Genomic DNA, 18,878 nt, shown 5'->3' with positions numbered 1-18,878 from the left:
CAGTAGCATGCCCGCCAGATCTCGTTGCACCGTCAAGCCCTAAGGAGCCCGCTTGTCCACGCCTGTCGAACCTCTGCGTTTGCTGCTGTTGGCCGATGAGCCGGAATGGGCTGCCTCGTTGCACGCGTGCATGCCTGCACTCGGTGGCAGCGCCGTGCTATTGACTGCGCCAAACTGGGAGGCGGTCGACAGCCTGTTCAGCCATGATCGCCAGGCCGTCGTGCTGGCAACACCCGCCTTGCAGCCCGCCCCCGGGCGTTGCGAGCTGCCGACTATTCTGCTGCTTGAACACGAGCCTGAGGCAGCGCCCAGCGCTGTCAGTGACTGGCTGGTGCGCGACCAGCTCAACGCCGATACCCTGCGCCGCTCACTGCGCCATGTGCGAGAGCGAGGGGTGCTGGTCGCCACCTTGCAGCGCCTTGCCGAGCAGGACCCGCTGACCGGCATCGCCAACCGCCAGGGCTTCCAGGCTTTGCTCAATGCACGCCTGGCCGAAAACGAAGGCCGTGGTGTCGCGCTTGGCCACCTGGACCTGGACAACTTCCGCCACGTCAACGACGCCCTGGGCCACCAGAGCGGTGACCGGTTGATCCTGCAGGTGGTGGCACGGCTGAAGCATCAGCTGGAGGCGGGTGACCAGCTGGCACGTCTGGGTAGCGACGAGTTCGCCCTGCTGATCGACACCCGTCGCGATGCCAATCGCGCCGAATGGATTGCCGAGCGCATCGTCGAGGCCTTGGCCGAGCCCTACTGGATCGACGGCGAGAGCCTGCTGCTGGGCTGCAGCCTGGGCCTTGCACATGCTCGCGCGCAGAGCGGCGCCGATCCGTTGATGTGGCACGCGCACATCGCCATGCGTCAGGCCAAGGGCAGCCAGGGCTGCACCTTCCATGTGTTCAACGAACGCATCAACCGCAACGCCCGCAGCCTTGCCGACCTGGAAAGCGAGTTGCGCCGCGCCCTGCGCCGCGACGAACTGGAGCTTCACTATCAGCCCCGCCTGAACCTGGCTGACGGGCGCATTGTTGGCCTGGAGGCGCTGGTGCGCTGGCGCCATGCCGAGCGTGGGCTGCTGCCACCCAGTGAGTTCGTGCCACTGGCCGAGCAGAGCGGCCTGATCGTGCCCTTGGGTTATTGGGTTATTTCCCGTGCCCTGCGCGACATGCAGGCATTGTGCGAGCGTGGCCTGGAACCGCTGCACATGGCGGTCAACCTGAGTTTCCGTCAGTTCCAGGACAGCCAGCTACTGGCCACGTTGAGTCGCCTGATCCTTGAGCACGGTGTGGATGCCCGCTGGCTTGAGTTCGAGCTGACCGAGACAGCGGTGATGCGCCGCAACGAGGTGGTGCGCCAGACCATGGACGCGCTGGGCCGCCTGGGCGTGCGCTTCTCGCTCGATGATTTCGGCACCGGGTTTTCTTCGTTCGTGCACCTCAACAGCCTGCCGATCACCTTGCTCAAGGTGGACCGCAGCTTTGTTGCGGGAATGGAAATGCGCGAAGAGAACCGCAAGCTGGTACACGCCATGATCAACCTGGCGCACAACCTCAACCTCGAGGTGGTGGCCGAGGGTGTGGAGAGTGAAGAGCAGCTGGGGTTGTTGCGCGGGTTTGGCTGCGACCAGGTGCAAGGCTTCCTGGTCAGCAAACCGCTACCGATAGGGGAATTGATGGCGTATTTGCTGCAGGCGCCCGGACGCCAGTTGGAGGCCGTCCTGTAGGAGCGGGTTTACCCGCGAATAGGCCCCCACGTCAGGCCGAAGCCGTCGCCTTCCCGGTAGCCCAAGCCTTCCCCAACAACCGCTTCATCCGCCACTCAAAACCAAAGGTCAGCGCCACCGCCGCACATGCCAGCCCCAGCGCCAGCCCCCACCAGATCCCTACTGCACCACCGCCCAGCGTAAAGGTGAACAGCCAGGCACTCGGCGCCCCCACCAGCCAATAGCACACCAGCCCGATCAGGAAGGTGGTCTTGGCATCTTTCAACCCACGGATCGAGCCCATGGCAATCGTCTGCATGCCGTCGAACAGTTCGAACCACGCCGCCACCATCAACAACTGCACGGCCACCTGGAAGATCGCGGCAAAGGCCGGGTCATTACGGTCGATGAACAGGCCTACCAGTGCTTCGGGCAGCAGCAGGAACAGCGTGGCGAAGGCAAACATGATCATGGCCCCAAACCCGATGCCCACCCGCCCGGCGCTGCGCGCCGCCAGCAGGTTGCCAGCGCCGTAGTACAGGCCGACGCGCATGGTCACCGCATAGGACAAGCCAGTCGGCACCATGAATGCCGTGGACACGATCTGCAGGGCAATCTGGTGCGCCGCCAGTTCGGTGCTGCCCAGCACGCCCATGCACAGCGCGGCGAAGGCGAACAGGCCCACTTCCACCATGTAGGTACCGCCAATCGGCAGGCCCAGCCGCCACAGCTCGCGCAGGGCCGCCAGTGATGGGCGTGACAGGCCCTTGCGCAGCGGGTAGGCGGTATAGGCCGGATGCCAGCGGATATACAACGCCAAGGCAGTGGCCATGCCCATCGACACCACTGCGGTGACCAGACCGATACCCATCAGGCCCAGCTTGGGCAAGCCGAACATGCCTTCGATCAGTGCCACGTTGAACAGGTAGTTGAGCACCGTGCCGAACAAACTGATGACCATCACCGGGGTCGAGCGACCCAGCGCGCTGGTGAAGCCACGCAAGGCCATGAAGGTCAGATAACCGGGCAGGGCCAGTGGCAGCAGGGTGAGAAATTCGGCGGCCGAGGCCACGTTCTCGGGCTTCTGCCCGAAAAGCAGCAGCACAGGTTCAAGATTCCACAACACCAGCGCGGCGAACAGCGCCAAGGCCCAGGCCAGCCACAGGCCGTTCTGCGCCAGTCGGGTGGCGCCTTCGATGTCGTTGGCACCCTTGCGAATGGCCACCAGCGTGCCGACGGCGGCGATCACGCCCAGGCAGAAGATCGATACGAACGAATAGCTGGCTGCCCCCAGGCCACCACCCGCCAAAGCCTGAGGGCTGATGCGGGCCATCATCAGGGTGTCGGTCAGCACCATCAGCATGTGCGCCAACTGCGAGGCAATCAGCGGCCCGGCCAGGCGCAGCAAAGCCTTGAGTTCTGTGGTGGGCGCGACGTGCATGGGGGCAGTCCTTCATTCTGGGGTGATCAACGAAGGGCGATTCTGAGGCTTCGGTCAACTTTGCACAAAAGGATAAAAGCGATAGTTGGCATGAGTTGAACTCATGTATATAGGCTTCTCGGTGATTTGCCTCACACGCCCATATTGCAGGTGCCTCATGCCACGCCAGCTACCACCGCTGTATGCCCTGCGCGCATTCGAAGCTGCCGCGCGGCTAAGCTCCTTCACCCGTGCGGGCGAAGAGCTTTCTATCACCCAAAGCGCCATCAGCCGGCATATCCGTACGCTGGAGGAGCATTTTGCCTGCCGCCTGTTCGTGCGCAGTGGCCGCAGCCTGCAACTTACCGAAGCGGGGCGGGTACTGCTGCCGGGCGTGCGCGAGGGCTTCGCGGCGTTTGAGCGGGCCTGTGAAACCTTGTGTGGTGAAGACGACATACTGCGCATGAAAGCCCCCTCGACCCTGACCATGCGCTGGTTGCTGGCGTGCCTTAGCCGCTTTCGGCATCTGCAGCCGGGCAATGAAGTGCAGCTGACCAGCGCCTGGATGGATGTCGACCATGTGGATTTCAACCAGGAGCCATTCGATTGCGCGGTGTTGCTCAGCGACGGGGTATTCCCGCCGGAGTGGGAGGTGCGCAAGCTGTTCCCTGAGCTACTGATCCCGGTCGGCGCGCCGGACCTGCTCGACGAGGAGCCCTGGGATGTTTGCAGGCTGGCCTCTGTCGAACTGCTGCACCCCACGGTGGACAAGCGTGACTGGCGGGAATGGCTGGAGCGGATGGGGCTTGGCGACCAGGTGTCGCTCAAGGGCGGCCAGGTGTTCGATACCCTGGAGCTGGGCATGATTGCCGCGGCGCGTGGCTACGGGATATCCATGGGCGACCTGCTGATGGTGGCCGAAGATGTGGCGCAGAAGCGCTTGAGCCTGCCATGGCCGACGGCGGTGCCCAGCGGCATGGATTACTACCTGGTGTGGCCGCGCACCCGGCGAGGCGGCGAGCGGTTGCGGCGGTTGAGTGCGTTCCTGGAAGGCGAGGTGGCGGCAATGGATTTGCCGGATGTGGAAATCCTGCCGCGTCTTTGATCACCTGCACCGGCCTCTTCGCGGGCTCGCCCGCTCCCACAGGTCGTATGCCCTGTACCTGTGGGAGCGGGCGAGCCCGCGAAGAGGCCGGTACAGATTTACATCGAACCCAGGTTCAACGCCTGTGCACAGGCCTGCAGCGACCGGCGCTCGCTTTGCGCATACAGCGCCAGCTCATCCTGTACCTGCAACCCCAGCGCCGCTTCGAACGCTTCGCGGTTGGCGTTGCTGCCGTATTCGGCCTGCGCATCGTCGCCCAGGTTGGATTGGAAGATCCCCGCCGCACTCACCGGCAGGAAGTCCTCGTACACCAGCGCCTCGAAGTGCACGTGGCCCGCGTCGATCAAGCCTTGCAGGGTGGTCGGGCGGCCTTCCTGGTCGCGTGCGGCCAGGCCTTTCTCGGTGGCGAAGTAGCGGAAATATGCGAGGCCCTGTTCGCGCATTTGCGCCAGGTCATCCGGGAACTCGGCAAAGTTTGCCTGTAGCAGCGCCATGTAACGCTCGGCATTGGCTTCGGCCGGAGCGCCACCCAGCGCAGCGCGGGTAGCGTCGAGCAACTTGTCGTAAAGCTGGCGACCTTTCGGCGTCAGCGCCGCGCCGCGTTGCTCGATTTCGCCAAAGCGCGCGGTGTGGCTGCCTTCGCGGCCTTGTTGGTCGCGGAAGGCGACCGTTTCTTGCAGGGCCTTGAAGCTGGTCTGGCGCAGCAGGATCGGGTGGCGGCGGGTGGGCGGGCCTTCAACCACGGCCTTCGGCGGGATGCCCTTGGCAGGCATGCCGAGCTGGATTGCATCGATATCCAGGGTACGCGGGGTCAGGTGGTTGATGTGCGGGCCCTTGAAGGCCACCACATCGGCGATCAGGCGGTGTTGGTCGTGCAGCTGCTGGTATTGCTCGGCCGTGACGGTAGCGTCCTGGTGCCAGCGGAAGGTGTGCAGCGCTTCCTGCACGAACGTCTCTGCATCCGCGGCGTCAAGGCCACCCTCGCGCTCACACTGGGCGATCAGTTCGAGGGCGCGGGAGGTGAAGATCTGGCGCTTGGCCAGGATGCTCTGTGCCAGCTCGCGCAACTGCGGGTTGTCGATCAGCTCCAGGCGCAGCAGCGAGGTGAACACACGGAACGGGCTGACATGCAGCGATTGCTCGTGCACCGCGCGAAAGGCAGTGGAATGCACCGGTACGCCAGCGGAGCTGAGGTCATAATAGCCGACCGGTTGCATGCCCATGACGGCGAACAGGCGGGCGATGGTGGCCAGTTCTTCGGCGGTGCCGACGCGGATGGCGCCGTGACGTTCCTGGTCCAGGCGCTCGATTTCGCCGGTCCAGCGCAGGGCCTCTGCCACTTCGGGTTGCTGGGCCATCACCTGCTGGTTGATTTCGCTCACCAGCTCCAGCAGCGTGCCGTACAGCGGCACTTCCTGTTTGTACATGAGCGACATGGCGGCAGAGAACTGCGCGCGGATGCTGTCTGGGCTGACGAAATCGTTGGCGGGCATCGCTAGCTTCCTGGTTGGGTTCGGACGCTTACATGAAAGCTGGGAATGCACTTTGCTCACAAGCGAAAAAAAGTGAGTGTGTCATTCCTTTTTTGATCGACCTCGACGGCCCTTTCCCGGCTAAAGCCGCGCCTACGCGGTCCCCGTAGGAGCGGCTTTAGCCGCGAAGAGGCCGTCAAACCTGCAACTGCTCGCCAATCCATTCCACCAGCGCCCGCACCTTTGGCACCTCTGCCGCATGCTCGGCATACGCCAGGTAATGCGCTCCGGCACTGCGCATTGCATGGTTCCACGGCACCACCAGGCTACCGTCGGCCAGTTCCTTCGCCGCCAGGTAGCGCGGCACCAGCGCTACCCCGCACCCGGCCTGTGCTGCACTCAACGCCATATAGAACGTATCGAAGCGCGGCCCGTGGTAAGCGCTGACGCTCTGCAGGTCCTGCTCCAGGAACCACTCATGCCAGGCCTCCGGGCGCGAGGTGCTTTGCAGCAGCACCAGCTCGGCCAGCTCCTCGGCACCGGCCAGCTTGCGCCCGGCCAGCAGCTCTGGCGCACACACCGGCACCACCTCCTCGCGAAACAACTCCACGCAAGTGGCCCCCGGCCAGGTGCCCTGGCCATAGAAGAACACCACGTCAGCCGAGCCTTGCAGCAGGGCGAACGGCTCCATCTCGTTGCGAATGTCCAGGTGGATATTGCCGTGCCGTTTGCCAAACCCCTTGAGGTGCGGGATCAACCAGCGCACGCCAAAACTCGGTTGAGTGGCTACCTTCAATATCTCGGTCTGCTCGCCGTAGGTGAGCACATAGCGGCTGGACATATCCACCTGGGTCAGGATTTTGTTGACCTCGGCCAGGTACAGGCTGCCGGCCGGGGTCAGCTGCAAGCGCCGGCGGATGCGCAGGAACAGGTGGTGGCGCAGCATGTCTTCCAGCTGCGCCACCTGCTTGCTGACCGCGCTCTGGGTCAGGTGCAGTTCTTCGGCGGCACGGGTAAAACTCAGATGGCGGGCTGCAGCTTCAAAGCACTGCAGGGCGGTCATGGAGGGTACCAGGCGTTTTGACATAGCGGTCTCTGCGGCTCAAATCATTACCTGACGGAATGATATGCGGAATAAAGGTCGTTTGTTGTACCTATGTGATCGGATTAATACTGATCCACATCATTTTTCCACCCCATCACCGATGTAGGAGATGCACAAATGGTTGCTGGATTGCTCGAGCGCCTTGGCGTTGCCGCCGAGGCTTACACCCAGGGCGACTACCCTGTTCACACGCCGATCGACGGCAGCCAGATCGCCTCGGTGAAACTGCTCGGCAAGGCCGAGACCATCGCCCGCATCGATCAGGCCCAGAGCGCCTTCGAAGCCTGGCGCAGTGTGCCGGCTCCGCGCCGTGGCGAACTGGTGCGCCTGTTCGGCGAAGTGCTGCGTGAGCACAAGGCCGACCTCGGCGAGCTGGTCTCGATCGAAGCCGGCAAGATCACCCAGGAAGGCCTGGGTGAAGTGCAGGAAATGATCGACATCTGCGACTTCGCCGTTGGCCTGTCGCGCCAGCTGTACGGCCTGACCATCGCTTCCGAGCGCCCAGGCCACCACATGCGTGAAACCTGGCACCCGCTGGGTGTGGTCGGCGTGATCAGCGCCTTCAACTTCCCGGTTGCCGTGTGGGCCTGGAACACCGCCCTGGCCCTGGTGGCCGGCAACTCGGTGGTATGGAAACCGTCCGAGAAGACTCCGCTGACCGCCCTGGCCTGCCAGGCGTTGTTCGAAAAAGCCCTGAAAGCCTTCGGCGATGCTCCGGCTGGCTTGGCACAACTGGTGATCGGCGGCCGTGAAGCTGGCGAAGCCATGGTCGACGACCCGCGCGTACCGCTGGTCAGCGCCACCGGCAGCACCCGCATGGGTCGCGAAGTCGGCCCACGCGTTGCTGCCCGCTTCGGCCGCAGCATCCTGGAACTGGGCGGCAACAACGCCATGATCCTGGCCCCGAGCGCCGACCTGGACCTGGCCGTGCGCGGCATCCTGTTCTCGGCTGTCGGCACTGCCGGCCAGCGTTGCACCACCCTGCGCCGCCTGATCGTGCACCGTTCGATCAAGGACGAAGTGGTTGCCCGCGTCAAAGCCGCCTACGGCAAAGTGCGCATCGGCGACCCACGTAAAGACAACCTGGTCGGCCCGCTGATCGACAAGCAGTCGTTCGACGCCATGCAGGGCGCACTGGCCAAGGCCCGCGACGAAGGTGGCCAGGTATTCGGTGGCGAGCGTCAGCTGGCCGACCAGTACCCGAACGCCTACTACGTTTCGCCAGCCATTGCTGAAATGCCGGCGCAAAGTGACGTGGTGCGCCACGAAACCTTCGCACCGATCCTGTACGTGCTGGCCTACGACGACTTCGAGGAGGCCCTGCGCCTGAACAACGAAGTGCCACAAGGTCTGTCGTCGTGCATTTTCACCACCGACATCCGTGAAGCCGAGCGCTTCCAGAGCGCCTCGGGCAGCGACTGCGGCATCGCCAACGTCAACATCGGTACCAGCGGCGCCGAGATTGGTGGTGCGTTTGGTGGCGAGAAGGAAACCGGCGGTGGCCGTGAGTCGGGCTCGGATGCCTGGAAAGGCTACATGCGTCGCCAGACCAACACCGTGAACTACTCGCGCGAGCTGCCGCTGGCGCAGGGTATCGTGTTCGACTGATGTATTGATGCTGCATGGCCGGGGGCCTGGCCCCCGGTTCGCGGGTAGACCCGCTCCTACAGGGTTCGTCCAAGCGACACCGACCCCTGTAGGAGCGGGTTTACCCGCGAAAGGGCCGCCCTGCGGCCCCAACAAGAACAAATTGCTGGAGCCGGCCATGTCCGAACTGCGTCAACAATGCTTGTGGGAACACGTCAGCAAACCGACCGTCGCCGCCCAGGCCCTGGCCGGTGAGCACAAGGCCGATGTCTGTGTGATCGGCGGCGGTATTACCGGCCTGTCGGCGGCCATCCACCTGCTCGAACAGGGCAAGTCGGTGATCGTGCTGGAGGCCTGGAAGATCGGCCACGGTGGCTCCGGGCGCAACGTAGGCCTGGTCAACGCCGGCACGTGGATCCGCCCCGACGACGTCGAGGCCACCCTTGGCCAGAAGCAGGGTAGCCGCCTGAACAAGGTGCTTGGCGAAGCCCCGGCTGAAGTGTTCGCCATGATCGAGCGCCTCGGCATCGACTGCCAGGCCCAGCACAAAGGCACGCTGCACATGGCGCACAACGCCACCGGTATCGCCGACCTCGAAGCGCGTCACGAACAATGGCGCCGCCGAGGTGCCGACGTCGAGCTGCTGACCGGTGCCCAGTGCCAGGAATACTGCGGTACCGACAAGATTTCCGCTGCGCTGCTTGATCGCCGTGCTGGCACCATCAACCCCATGGGCTACACCCAGGGCCTGGCGGCTGCTGTAACGCGCCTGGGCGGCAAGATTTTCCAGCAGTCTTCGGTCGAAGGCCTGGAGCGTGAAGGTGATGGCTGGCGAGTGAAGACTGCGCGTGGCGCTGTGCGCGCCGAAAAGGTGGTGATTTCCACCGGCGCCTACACCGAAGGTGACTGGAGCAACCTGCAGAAGCAGTTCTTCCGCGGTTATTACTATCAGGTAGCCTCCAAACCGCTGCAGGGCATCGCAGCCGACAAGGTACTGCCACATGGCCAAGGTTCGTGGGACACCCGCACCGTGCTCAGCAGCATCCGCCGCGACGATCAGGGCCGCCTGCTGCTCGGCAGCCTGGGCCGGGTCGACAACAAGCCAGCCTGGTTCGTGCGCAGCTGGGCCGATCGCATCCAGAGCCACTATTACCCGGAGCTGGGCAAGGTCGAGTGGGAAATGCACTGGACCGGCTGCATCGACTTCACCCCTGACCACCTGATGCGCCTGTTCGAGCCGGCGCCTGGGTTGGTGGCGGTGACTGGGTACAACGGGCGGGGTAACACGACCGGCACCGTGATTGGCCGGGCGTTTGCCGAGTTCCTGCTCAAGGGCGAGGCGGACAGCCTGCCGATTCCGTTTTCGCCGATGAGCGGTGTGAGCGCGCCTTCGCTGCGGACAGCGTTCTATGAGTCCGGTTTTTCGCTGTACCACGCGGGGCAGTGCCTGAGGGTTGTGTTGTAAGTACTGGCCTCTTCGCGGGTAAACCCGCTCCTACAGGTTCACCACAGCCCTCTCAGGCGGTGCACTACTTGTAGGAGCGGGTTTACCCGCGAAGAGGCCGGCACAGGCTCACTTGTGCAACCAACTCAGGAAGCCACCCTTCTTGATTGAAGCCGGCTTCTGCAACAACAACGACTCCCGGCTCTGCCGCCGGAACCGCTGCAATTTGCTCAACGCCGTCTGCACTTCGCCACGCTGCTGCAAACAGCTCTTCACCTGTTCCTTGTCGATCCGGTACAGCACGCAACTGGTCAGCGTGCGGAATTCGGCCAGCGAATCTTCTTCGTCGATGATCCCCTCGATCCCCAGCACCTCACCCGGCCCCATGCGTCCGGCTTCCAACAGTTTGTCTCCGTCGCGCACCGAGGCCGATACCACACCGCTGCCAATCACCAGCAGATGATCGGAATGCTCGCCCACCCCCAGGATCACCTGGTCCGCCAGGTACTCGACTGCAGTCATGCGCTGGCTCAACGCATCGCGCTCTTCGTCACTCAGCGAGCGGAACACTCGCACCTCATCCAGCACCTCGCGCTGGCGGCTGCGCGGCGGCACGGCCAGGTCGACGTTCCACATCACCCCGCTGGCCTCCAGGTGCCGGTGCGCCAGGTCGAACAGCTGGTTACGTGCATCGCCCTTGGCGCCCGCATCGGCCACGAAGCCGCTGGCCTCGTACTCCACCGACTCCAGAGTCGAGGCCTTTACCGTCACCTTCGGCTTCGGGGTTGCAAGGATGGCACTGACGCCCTGCAAGGCTTTTTCCAGCGCATCGAACACGCGCTTGGGCCGCACCTTGGCCGGGACCACCACGCTGATCGATACCCCGTGCACATCGGCCGGGCGACTGTGGTTGAGCAGCCGCGCCTTGGCCGCTACCGAGTTGGGGATCACCGCCAGGCTGCCGGTTCCGGTCAGCAGGCGCGTGGCGCGCCAGTCGATATCCAGGACCTTGCCTTCGGTGCCGTCAATGGAGATTGAGTCGCCAATCTGATAGGGCCGCGTGGTGTTCAGCACGATGCCGCTGAAGACGTCAGCCAGTGTGCTCTGCAGCGCCAGGCCGATGACGATGGCCATTACCCCGGAGGTGGCCAGCAGGCCCTTTACCGGCAGTTGCAGCACGTAGCCTGCGGCCGCGACCACGGCGGCGAGGAAGATCAACGCCCCCAGCACATCCTGCAGCAAGCGCCCGCCATGGCTGCCACGGGCCACCAGCAACAGGCCGAATACCACGGTTACCGTGCGCGCACCGAACAGCCACCAGCCGATGGCCAATACCGTGGCCATCAGGTTGCGCGAGACATCGTCGGGCCACGGCGGTGGTTGCAGCGGGCTCATGCCAGCGGCCATCAGCACTGAGCTGAACAGCAGGAAGATCACCAGGCGCGCGCTGATGCGCCAGGCATGGTGCTGAATGGGGATCAGTTGCCAAAGCACGAGGTCGAGCAGGATCAAGGCGCAACCGAGCAACAACGGGGACGACTGGATGAACGCCAGCATGGTGATCTCGGGGGTGAGGGGAGGGCTGTGGGTAGTAATAGAGCAGGTTTGCCAGGCAGGCAATGCAAGCCTGTGCTGGCCCCTTCGCGACTTGCCCGTTCCCACAGGTAAAGCGCTGGTTTTGAATCTTGTGCGATCCCTGTGGGAACGGGCGTGCCCGCGAAGAGGCCAGCAAAACCAACGCCAATCTATCGTTCCTAAAACAGAACGCTAAAGGCAAAAACCACTATCTACCGCTCCAAAGGTGGTGGTTTTAATCTTCTCCCATCAACGCGAAACACCCAACTTACTGAACATCAAAACCCTTAGGAGCTACCCCCATGACCCACTTCAAATACAACCGCCTGAACAAAGACGACGCCGCTGTACTGCTGGTTGACCACCAGGCGGGCCTGCTGTCCCTGGTGCGGGACATCGAGCCGGACGCGTTCAAGAACAACGTGCTGGCCCTGGCCGACCTGGCCAAGTTCTTCAACCTGCCGACCATTCTTACCACCAGCTTCGAGCAAGGCCCCAACGGCCCACTGGTGCCAGAGCTGAAAGCCCTGTTCCCGGACGCCCCTTACATTGCCCGCCCTGGCCAGATCAACGCCTGGGACAACGAAGACTTCGTCAAGGCCGTGAAGGCCACTGGCAAGAAGCAACTGATCATCGCCGGCGTTGTGACTGAAGTGTGCGTAGCTTTCCCGGCCCTGTCGGCCCTGGAAGAAGAGTTCGACGTGTTCGTGGTCACTGATGCCTCCGGTACCTTCAACGCCATGACCCGCGACGCCGCCCACGACCGCATGAGCCAGGCAGGTGCGCAACTGATGACCTGGTTCGGCGTGGCCTGTGAGCTGCACCGCGACTGGCGCAACGACATCGAAGGCCTGGCCGCGCTGTGCTCCAACCACATCCCGGACTACCGCAACCTGATGACCAGCTACAACGCCTTCAACGCCAACAAGTAAGCGCAATTGCCGCGGGCACCGCCAATCGGTGCCCGCCCAGGGCAGCACACCTATTCAATCCAGCGCCCGTCCGCCGTAGCACAGTGGATGCGGGCAAGCTCATCCCAAGGAACGCCGATGAACACCGCACTCCATGACAACCGCGAAGTGGTCACCGTATGCCTGCAACACAAGGTGCTTGATGGCTCGCCGGGCACCCCGGCAGCGCAACCGCCGCGCTGGAAGCAGGCACTGCTGACCTACCTGGTGATCTGCCCGATGACCATGGTCATCCCGCAACTGCTGGCGCCGCTGTTTGCGCGCTTCCCGCAGCTGGGCGGCGTGATTACCGGCAACCTGATCGTCAACCTGTTCGTCATCCTGCCCGTGGTGTTCTACATCATGCCTTGGGTAACCCGCCGCTGCGCCAACTGGCTGCGCGGCTGAGCCGACGCCTTCATCTCGACACTTTCAAGGAGATACCGCTATGAGCACGTTCGTTACCCGCGATGGCACTTCGATCTATTTCAAGGACTGGGGCAGCGGCAAGCCCGTGCTGTTCAGCCACGGCTGGCCGCTGGATGCCGACATGTGGGATTCGCAGATGGAGTTCCTGGCCAGCCGCGGTTACCGCGCCATCGCCTTCGACCGCCGGGGTTTCGGCCGCTCGAGCCAGCCGTGGAACGGTTACGACTACGACACCTTCGCCGATGACATTGCCCAGTTGATCGAGCACCTCGACCTGCGCGACGTCACCCTGGTGGGCTTCTCGATGGGGGGCGGTGATGTCAGCCGCTATATCGCCCGCCACGGCAGCGAGCGGGTGGCCGGGCTGGTGTTGCTGGGCGCGGTGACGCCAGTGTTCGGCAAGCGTGACGATAACCCTGACGGTGTCGACCTGTCGGTGTTCGAGGGCATCCGGGCCGGCCTGCGTGCCGACCGCGCGCAGTTCATCGCCGATTTCGCCACGCCGTTCTACGGCCTGAACCATGGGCAGCAGGTGTCCCAGGGTGTGCAGACGCAGACCCTGAACATTGCGCTGATGGCGTCCATCAAAGGCACCCTGGATTGTGTGACGGCCTTCTCGGAGACCGATTTCCGTCCGGACATGGCCAAGGTCGATGTGCCGACGTTGGTGATCCATGGCGATGACGACCAGATTGTGCCGTTCGAGACCACTGGCAAGCAGGCGGCGGAGCTGATTCGTGGCGCCGAGCTGAAGGTGTATGCCGGGGCGCCGCACGGTTTTGCAGTGACTCATGCGCAGCAGCTGAATGAGGACTTGCTGGCGTTCCTTCAGCGGTAATTGTGGGAAACATTCGCGGGTAAACCCGCTCCTACAGACGTTGTAGGAGCGGGTTTACCCGCGAAGAGGCCGGCCCAGGCAGCAAAAAGCTTGACCAGGGCTAACCTTCTTCAACCCACCGCACATCCATTCAAGCCCAGGCCTTGCATCAACCGGCATGCTTCGCAGTCCCCCTGCCGGCCCCTAGTCGGAGAAGCCCATGTCCCAGGATCGCAACGACAAGACCCGTCGCCAGTTCCTCGCCACCAGCACTGTGCTTGGTGCCGCTGGCGCACTCTGGTCCGCATTGCCTTTTACCGGCCAAGCCGGTTCCGCTCACGCATCCACGCAAGGAGGTTCCATGACCGCCGACCTGATTCTGTTCAACGGCAAACTGCACACCGTTGACCGCGAAAAGCCCACCGCGACCGCCGTCGCCATCAAGGACGGCCGCTTCATCGCCGTGGGCAGCGACGCCGAGGCCATGGCCCACAAGGGCGCAGCCTCGCAGATCATCGACCTCAAGCAGCGCACGGTGATCCCGGGCCTCAATGACTCGCACCTGCACCTGATCCGTGGCGGTCTGAACTACAACCTCGAGCTGCGTTGGGAAGGGGTACCGTCAGTGGCCGATGCCCTGCGCATGCTCAAGGACCAGGCTGCGCGCACGCCTACCCCGCAGTGGGTGCGCGTGGTCGGTGGCTGGAACGAATACCAGTTCGCCGAAAAGCGCATGCCCACCCTGGAGGAAATCAACCAGGCCGCACCCGACACCCCGGTGTTCCTGCTGCACCTGTACGACCGCGCGTTGCTCAACCGCGCCGCGCTCAAGGCCGTCGGCTACACCAAGGAAACGCCGAACCCGCCAGGTGGCGAGATCCAGCGCGACAAGTTCGGCAACCCCACCGGCATGCTGATCGCCCGCCCTAACGCGATGATCCTCTACGCCACGCTGGCCAAGGGGCCTAAGCTGCCGCTGGAGTATCAGGTCAACTCCACTCGCCAGTTCATGCGTGAACTCAACCGGCTGGGCCTGACCAGCGCCATCGACGCCGGCGGCGGCTACCAGAACTTCCCCGACGACTACTCCGTGATCCAGGAGCTGGCCGACAACGATCAATTGACCGTACGCATCGCCTACAACCTGTTCACCCAGAAGCCCAAGGAAGAACTGGACGACTTCAAGAAGTGGACCTCCAGCGTCAAGCTGCACAGCGGTACCGACTTCTTGCGCCACAATGGCGCGGGCGAAATGCTGGTGTTCTCTGCCGCCGACTTCGAGGACTTCCTCGAGCCGCGCCCGGACCTGCCGCAGACCATGGAAGAAGAACTGGAGCCGGTGGTGCGCCACCTGGTCGAGCAGCGCTGGCCATTCCGCCTGCACGCCACCTACAACGAATCGATCACGCGCATGCTCGACGTGTTCGAGAAGGTCAACCGCGACATTCCATTCAACGGCCTGCCCTGGTTCTTCGACCACGCCGAAACCATCACCCCGCAGAACATCGAGCGCGTGCGTGCGCTGGGCGGTGGTATTGCCATCCAGGACCGCATGGCCTTCCAGGGTGAGTACTTCGTCGACCGCTACGGCGCCAAGGCCGCCGAGCAGACCCCGCCGATCAAACGCATGCTCGAGATGGGCGTGCCGGTTGGCGCGGGTACCGATGCCACTCGGGTGTCCAGCTACAACCCATGGACCTCACTGTACTGGCTGGTCAGCGGCAAGACGGTCGGTGGCATGGAGCTGTACCCGGAAGGCCTGAGCCGTGACACCGCGCTGCAACTGTTCACCCAGGGCAGCGCCTGGTTCTCCAGTGAGCAAGGCAAGAAAGGCCAGATCAAGGTGGGCCAGCTGGCTGACCTGGCAGCATTGTCGCTGGACTTCTTCAGTGTCGATGAAGAGGCGATCAAGGGCATCGAGTCGGTGCTGACCATCGTTGATGGCAAGGTGGTGTACGGTGCTGGCGAGTTCGACAAGTTTGGCCCACCGCAGGTGCCGGTGCTGCCGGAGTGGTCGCCGGTGACCAAGGTGCCTGGGCACTGGCGTGTCGGTACGCCATCGTTGGCAGCCGCGGTGCACCAGTGCAGCGGGCCTTGTGGTGTGCATGCGCACAGCCACGAAAAGGCGCGGCATTCGAGCGTGCCGGTAAATGACTTCCAGGGCTTCTGGGGGGCGCTGGGCTGTTCGTGCTTCGCTTTCTAAGCTGAGCTGATGTGACGAACGGGGGCCAATAACTGGCCCCTTTCTTGTGTCTTCAGTGCCGGCCCTTTCGCGGGTAAACCCGCTCCTACAACGGCCTGTTTCCAACGTCCGGTGTGTGTCTACCGCAGATCATGTGTAGGAGCGGGTTCACCCGCGAATGGGCCGTAAGGGCCGGCATCAATGGTGTGCCTTATGCTCCCCACCAGCCAATAGATGCCGAATCCGCACTTCAACCCCATCGGTCTGCAGCATCCTGACCCGCGCCTCGATCTTCAGTTCACCACGGGTCACCCGGTGGTGATGCCGCAGATGCTCCAGCCACGATTCCTCGAAGAAGAACTCCAGCCACAACGCCGGATCAGCACTGTCCCGCATCAACCCCCACGACAATGCGCCATTGCGCTTGCGCATCGCTTCCAGCTCCCGCGCCGCCTGCTGGAAGGCCTCGGCCTTGGTGGGGGCGATGTGGTACTCGACGGTGACCATCACCGGTCCGGCTTCCTTGTCCATATCATCGCTCAACACCGGCACCGGCCAATGCAGCGACGGCGTCAGCTCCTCTGCCTCGGTTTCCGGCAGCGCCACCTTGCAGGTCAGCAAGGTACCCAGCGCCAGGCCGCCTGCGGCCACCAGCAGGCTGAAGGTGAGCGTTGCATGGCTGGCCAGCGTGCCCCACAGCAGGCCACCACAGGCCATGGCGCCGAAGAAAATCAGAATGTATACCGACAAAGCCCGCGCCCTTACCCAGGCTGGCACCGAAGTCTGTGCAGCCACCTGCAGGTTGGACAGCACCGCGATCCACGCCGCGCCGCTGAGCAGCATCGCGGGCAGCAGCGCATAGAAATTGCGCACCAACGCCAGGGCCAGCAGGAACAGGGCATACAGCAGGCTGGCCAGTAACACCAGCCGGTCACGGCTGATGCGCTCACGCAGGCGCGGCAGCAAGGTGGCACCCGCCACTGCGCCAATACCGATGGCCGCCAGCAGCAGGCCGAAGTCCGCTGCAGTGCCGTGCATCTCGCCACGCACGATCAGTGGCAGCAGCGAAGTGCCGGCGCTGGCGCAGAAAAAGAACGCCAACGCGCGTAGCATCACGGCCTGCAAAGGCTTGGCACTGCGGGCAAAGCGAAGCCCAGTGCGCATGGCGCCAACGAAGCGTTCGGCCGGTAGCAGTGGTTCCTTCACCTCGCGCTTCCACAGGAACAACACCAGGATCACACCCGCGAACGAGATGGCATTCAGGGCAAAGGTCAGCCACGGGCCGACCATGCTCACCACCACCCCCGCCAGTGCCGGGCCGATGGCCCGTGACACGTTGATGCCGACACTGGAAAGCGCCACCGCGTTGGCCAGGTCCTCCTTGCCCACCAGTTCCGGTGTCAGTGCGCTCCACGCCGGCATCATCAGCGCTGTGCCGATGCCCAGTGCCAGGGTCAGCACCAGCAGTAAGGTGACGTTCATCATCCCGAGCAAGGTCAGGGCCGCCAGCACAACCGCTACGCAAGACATCCACAGTTGCACCAGCAACAGGTAGCGGCGTTTGTCGACGATGTCCGCCGCTGCGCCCGCCGGCAGGGCCAGGAAGAACATCGGCAACGAGCCGGCTACCTGGATCAACGCCACGTGCAGCGGGCTGGCCGACAGCGTGGTCATCAGCCAGCCGGCGCCCACCTCGTGCATCCAGGTGCCGATGTTGGAGGCGATGGTGGCGATCCACAGCATGCGGAAGGTGGTGTTACGCAACGGGCTCCAGGCACCTGAAGGGGATGTACTCATGTCAGAAGCTGCCTTTGAGTGGGTATTCGATGATCAGGTAGACGCGGTCGATATCATCGCCCGCCTGGGCTTGGTTGGCGCGGTGGCTGACGTGGGAGAACGACAGGCTCAGGTCCTTGGCAGCCCCCGACTGCACCACGTATTTCAGGTCGATGTCGCGTTCCCAGTGCTTGCCGCCGTCGCCGTACTGGTTCACATAGGCGCCGCCCGCAGGCGCATGGCTGCCGTCGATGCCGCGGCCGCTGACATAGCGGCCCATCAGGCTCAGGCCAGGTGCGCCGAGGGTGGCGAAGTTCAGGTCATAGCGCAGTTGCCACGAGTGCTCGCCAGGGCCGTTGAAGTCGGCGTACTTGATCGCGTTGGCCAGGTAGATGGAGTCGCCGCCGACGAAGTCGAACGGGGTGTCGCCCTCGACCTTCTGGTAGGCCAGGCTAAGCGCCTGGGCGCCGAAGCTGTACTTGGCCAGCAGGCTATAGGCGAGGGTGTCGATCGCCCCGGCGCTGGCGTTGCCGGTATCGCGGGTTTTGTACAGGTTGCCGTCCAGGCGCCAGTTGCCTTGGGCCAGGTTCAGGTTGAGGTAGGCCTGTCGCCAGGTGTTTTCCAGTTGCCCGGCATACAGTGCGGCGCCGAACGGCCCGTTGGGTGCGAAGGTGGCACCGGCCAGGCTGATGGCCCGGTTGTGGGTGGTCGCGCCGTAGCCGCTGAAGTCGTCGTGGGTGGAGCTGTTGTCCTGGTTGTTGAAGGCAGTGAAACGCCCGGCCTGCAGGCGCCAGTCGGGCTGGTCGGTGTTTTCCACCCACCAGCCGGTGGCGTATTCCGGGTGCAGGCGTTTGTCACCGGTGTCGAACACCGGGGTTTCCACCATCATCTCGCCATAGCGCAGTTGGGTGTTGCCTAACTGCATTTTGAGCGCGGCACCGGCGCTGGAGTACTCGGACTCGGCGCGGCCATCGCTGTCGCGTGGCAGCAGGCCGGTGCCGCTATGGCCGCGGCCGCCGTCGAGCTTGAGGCCAAGAAAGCCATGGGCATCGATGCCGACGCCGACAGTGCCTTCGGTGAAACCGGAACGCACCTCGCCGATGAAGCCTTGGGCCCATTCCTGGCGATAGTTCTGGCCGCTGCCGGAGGGCGAGCGGAAGTCACTGTGCAGGAAATAGTTGCGGCTGAGCAGCGACCAGCCGGGCGCTTCGGCGTGGCTCAGCGCCGGCCAGAGGGCGAGGGTGGCGAGCAGGGCGCGGCCTGGTCCGTGTGTGGCGCGGATCATGGGGAGCTCCGGGGGATGATCCGGGACTGTGG

The 18,878-nt window shown here is 63.8% G+C and carries 14 protein-coding genes; 8 read left to right on the top strand and 6 right to left on the bottom strand.

Annotated elements, in window-relative coordinates; all coding sequences use genetic code 11:
* Nucleotides 1-52: 52 nt before the first annotated feature.
* Entirely contained in the window at nt 53-1,720 is a 1,668-nt protein-coding gene (locus ACF8O8_RS13800) for a putative bifunctional diguanylate cyclase/phosphodiesterase (RefSeq protein ID WP_392509854.1), read from the top strand.
* Between the two features lie 31 nt (nt 1,721-1,751).
* Here the strand turns inward: ACF8O8_RS13800 and ACF8O8_RS13795 are convergent, their stop codons facing one another.
* Nucleotides 1,752-3,140 carry a NorM family multidrug efflux MATE transporter gene (locus tag ACF8O8_RS13795; RefSeq protein WP_392509853.1) on the bottom strand — a complete coding sequence of 463 codons (1,389 nt, stop codon included), beginning with the start codon at nt 3,138-3,140 and terminating at the stop codon, nt 1,752-1,754.
* Between the two features lie 157 nt (nt 3,141-3,297).
* Between ACF8O8_RS13795 and ACF8O8_RS13790 the strand changes: the two genes are divergently transcribed.
* Nucleotides 3,298-4,224 (top strand): LysR substrate-binding domain-containing protein, encoded by a 927-nt coding sequence (locus ACF8O8_RS13790; protein ID WP_010955774.1) that lies wholly within the window; start codon nt 3,298-3,300, stop codon nt 4,222-4,224.
* Nucleotides 4,225-4,322: 98 nt separating this feature from the next.
* Here the strand turns inward: ACF8O8_RS13790 and ACF8O8_RS13785 are convergent, their stop codons facing one another.
* Both ACF8O8_RS13785 and ACF8O8_RS13780 read right to left on the bottom strand, forming a co-directional pair.
* Nucleotides 4,323-5,717 (bottom strand): VOC family protein, encoded by a 1,395-nt coding sequence (locus tag ACF8O8_RS13785; RefSeq protein WP_004575228.1) that lies wholly within the window; start codon nt 5,715-5,717, stop codon nt 4,323-4,325.
* A gap of 175 nt (nt 5,718-5,892) precedes the next feature.
* Nucleotides 5,893-6,783, bottom strand: coding sequence for a LysR family transcriptional regulator (locus ACF8O8_RS13780; RefSeq protein WP_010955772.1), 891 nt, complete (start codon nt 6,781-6,783; stop codon nt 5,893-5,895).
* A 135-nt stretch (nt 6,784-6,918) separates the two neighbouring features.
* Between ACF8O8_RS13780 and ACF8O8_RS13775 the strand changes: the two genes are divergently transcribed.
* Nucleotides 6,919-8,409: an aldehyde dehydrogenase family protein gene (locus ACF8O8_RS13775; protein WP_003253547.1), complete on the top strand. Its 1,491-nt coding sequence runs from the start codon at nt 6,919-6,921 to the stop codon at nt 8,407-8,409.
* Between the two features lie 157 nt (nt 8,410-8,566).
* Entirely contained in the window at nt 8,567-9,853 is a 1,287-nt protein-coding gene (locus ACF8O8_RS13770; RefSeq protein WP_010955771.1) for an FAD-binding oxidoreductase, read from the top strand.
* Between the two features lie 108 nt (nt 9,854-9,961).
* Here the strand turns inward: ACF8O8_RS13770 and ACF8O8_RS13765 are convergent, their stop codons facing one another.
* A complete protein-coding gene (locus tag ACF8O8_RS13765) occupies nt 9,962-11,389 on the bottom strand; it encodes a mechanosensitive ion channel domain-containing protein (RefSeq protein WP_392509852.1) in 1,428 nt (475 codons plus the stop codon).
* Between the two features lie 320 nt (nt 11,390-11,709).
* Here ACF8O8_RS13765 and ycaC point away from each other — a divergent pair, with 320 nt between their 5' ends.
* The 4 genes from ycaC (at nt 11,710) to ACF8O8_RS13745 (ending at nt 15,806) form a co-directional block, all read left to right on the top strand.
* Nucleotides 11,710-12,339, top strand: coding sequence for an isochorismate family cysteine hydrolase YcaC (ycaC, locus tag ACF8O8_RS13760; protein ID WP_003253552.1), 630 nt, complete (start codon nt 11,710-11,712; stop codon nt 12,337-12,339).
* Between the two features lie 117 nt (nt 12,340-12,456).
* Nucleotides 12,457-12,765, top strand: coding sequence for a hypothetical protein (locus ACF8O8_RS13755; RefSeq protein WP_020193757.1), 309 nt, complete (start codon nt 12,457-12,459; stop codon nt 12,763-12,765).
* 40 nt (nt 12,766-12,805) lie between these two features.
* A complete protein-coding gene (locus ACF8O8_RS13750) occupies nt 12,806-13,624 on the top strand; it encodes an alpha/beta fold hydrolase (RefSeq protein ID WP_010955768.1) in 819 nt (272 codons plus the stop codon).
* 199 nt (nt 13,625-13,823) lie between these two features.
* Nucleotides 13,824-15,806: an amidohydrolase gene (locus tag ACF8O8_RS13745; protein ID WP_010955767.1), complete on the top strand. Its 1,983-nt coding sequence runs from the start codon at nt 13,824-13,826 to the stop codon at nt 15,804-15,806.
* Between the two features lie 177 nt (nt 15,807-15,983).
* Here ACF8O8_RS13745 and ACF8O8_RS13740 read toward each other — a convergent pair whose 3' ends face one another.
* Together ACF8O8_RS13740 and ACF8O8_RS13735 are read right to left on the bottom strand one after the other, a co-directional pair.
* Nucleotides 15,984-17,582, bottom strand: a complete 1,599-nt coding sequence (locus ACF8O8_RS13740) for an MFS transporter (RefSeq protein ID WP_392509851.1) — start codon at nt 17,580-17,582, stop codon at nt 15,984-15,986.
* A 1-nt stretch (nt 17,583) separates the two neighbouring features.
* Nucleotides 17,584-18,846 carry an OprD family porin gene (locus ACF8O8_RS13735; protein ID WP_392509850.1) on the bottom strand — a complete coding sequence of 421 codons (1,263 nt, stop codon included), beginning with the start codon at nt 18,844-18,846 and terminating at the stop codon, nt 17,584-17,586.
* Nucleotides 18,847-18,878 lie beyond the last annotated feature (32 nt).

It is taken from the genome of Pseudomonas sp. TYF_14 (assembly GCF_043105275.1).
Lineage (GTDB): Bacteria > Pseudomonadota > Gammaproteobacteria > Pseudomonadales > Pseudomonadaceae > Aquipseudomonas > Aquipseudomonas alloputida.
This window is presented reverse-complemented; position numbering and strand designations above follow the sequence as displayed.

Bases quoted from the DNA above. Each gene is read 5' to 3' on its own strand.
- ACF8O8_RS13795 (WP_392509853.1), bottom strand. From the start codon at position 3,140: ATGCACGTCGCGCCCACCACAGAACTCAAGGCTTTGCTGCGCCTGGCC.
- ACF8O8_RS13790 (WP_010955774.1), top strand. From the start codon at position 3,298: ATGCCACGCCAGCTACCACCGCTGTATGCCCTGCGCGCATTCGAAGCT.
- ACF8O8_RS13785 (WP_004575228.1), bottom strand. From the start codon at position 5,717: ATGCCCGCCAACGATTTCGTCAGCCCAGACAGCATCCGCGCGCAGTTC.
- ACF8O8_RS13780 (WP_010955772.1), bottom strand. From the start codon at position 6,783: ATGTCAAAACGCCTGGTACCCTCCATGACCGCCCTGCAGTGCTTTGAA.
- ACF8O8_RS13775 (WP_003253547.1), top strand. From the start codon at position 6,919: ATGGTTGCTGGATTGCTCGAGCGCCTTGGCGTTGCCGCCGAGGCTTAC.
- ACF8O8_RS13770 (WP_010955771.1), top strand. From the start codon at position 8,567: ATGTCCGAACTGCGTCAACAATGCTTGTGGGAACACGTCAGCAAACCG.
- ACF8O8_RS13765 (WP_392509852.1), bottom strand. From the start codon at position 11,389: ATGCTGGCGTTCATCCAGTCGTCCCCGTTGTTGCTCGGTTGCGCCTTG.
- ycaC (WP_003253552.1), top strand. From the start codon at position 11,710: ATGACCCACTTCAAATACAACCGCCTGAACAAAGACGACGCCGCTGTA.
- ACF8O8_RS13755 (WP_020193757.1), top strand. From the start codon at position 12,457: ATGAACACCGCACTCCATGACAACCGCGAAGTGGTCACCGTATGCCTG.
- ACF8O8_RS13750 (WP_010955768.1), top strand. From the start codon at position 12,806: ATGAGCACGTTCGTTACCCGCGATGGCACTTCGATCTATTTCAAGGAC.
- ACF8O8_RS13745 (WP_010955767.1), top strand. From the start codon at position 13,824: ATGTCCCAGGATCGCAACGACAAGACCCGTCGCCAGTTCCTCGCCACC.
- ACF8O8_RS13740 (WP_392509851.1), bottom strand. From the start codon at position 17,582: ATGAGTACATCCCCTTCAGGTGCCTGGAGCCCGTTGCGTAACACCACC.
- ACF8O8_RS13735 (WP_392509850.1), bottom strand. From the start codon at position 18,846: ATGATCCGCGCCACACACGGACCAGGCCGCGCCCTGCTCGCCACCCTC.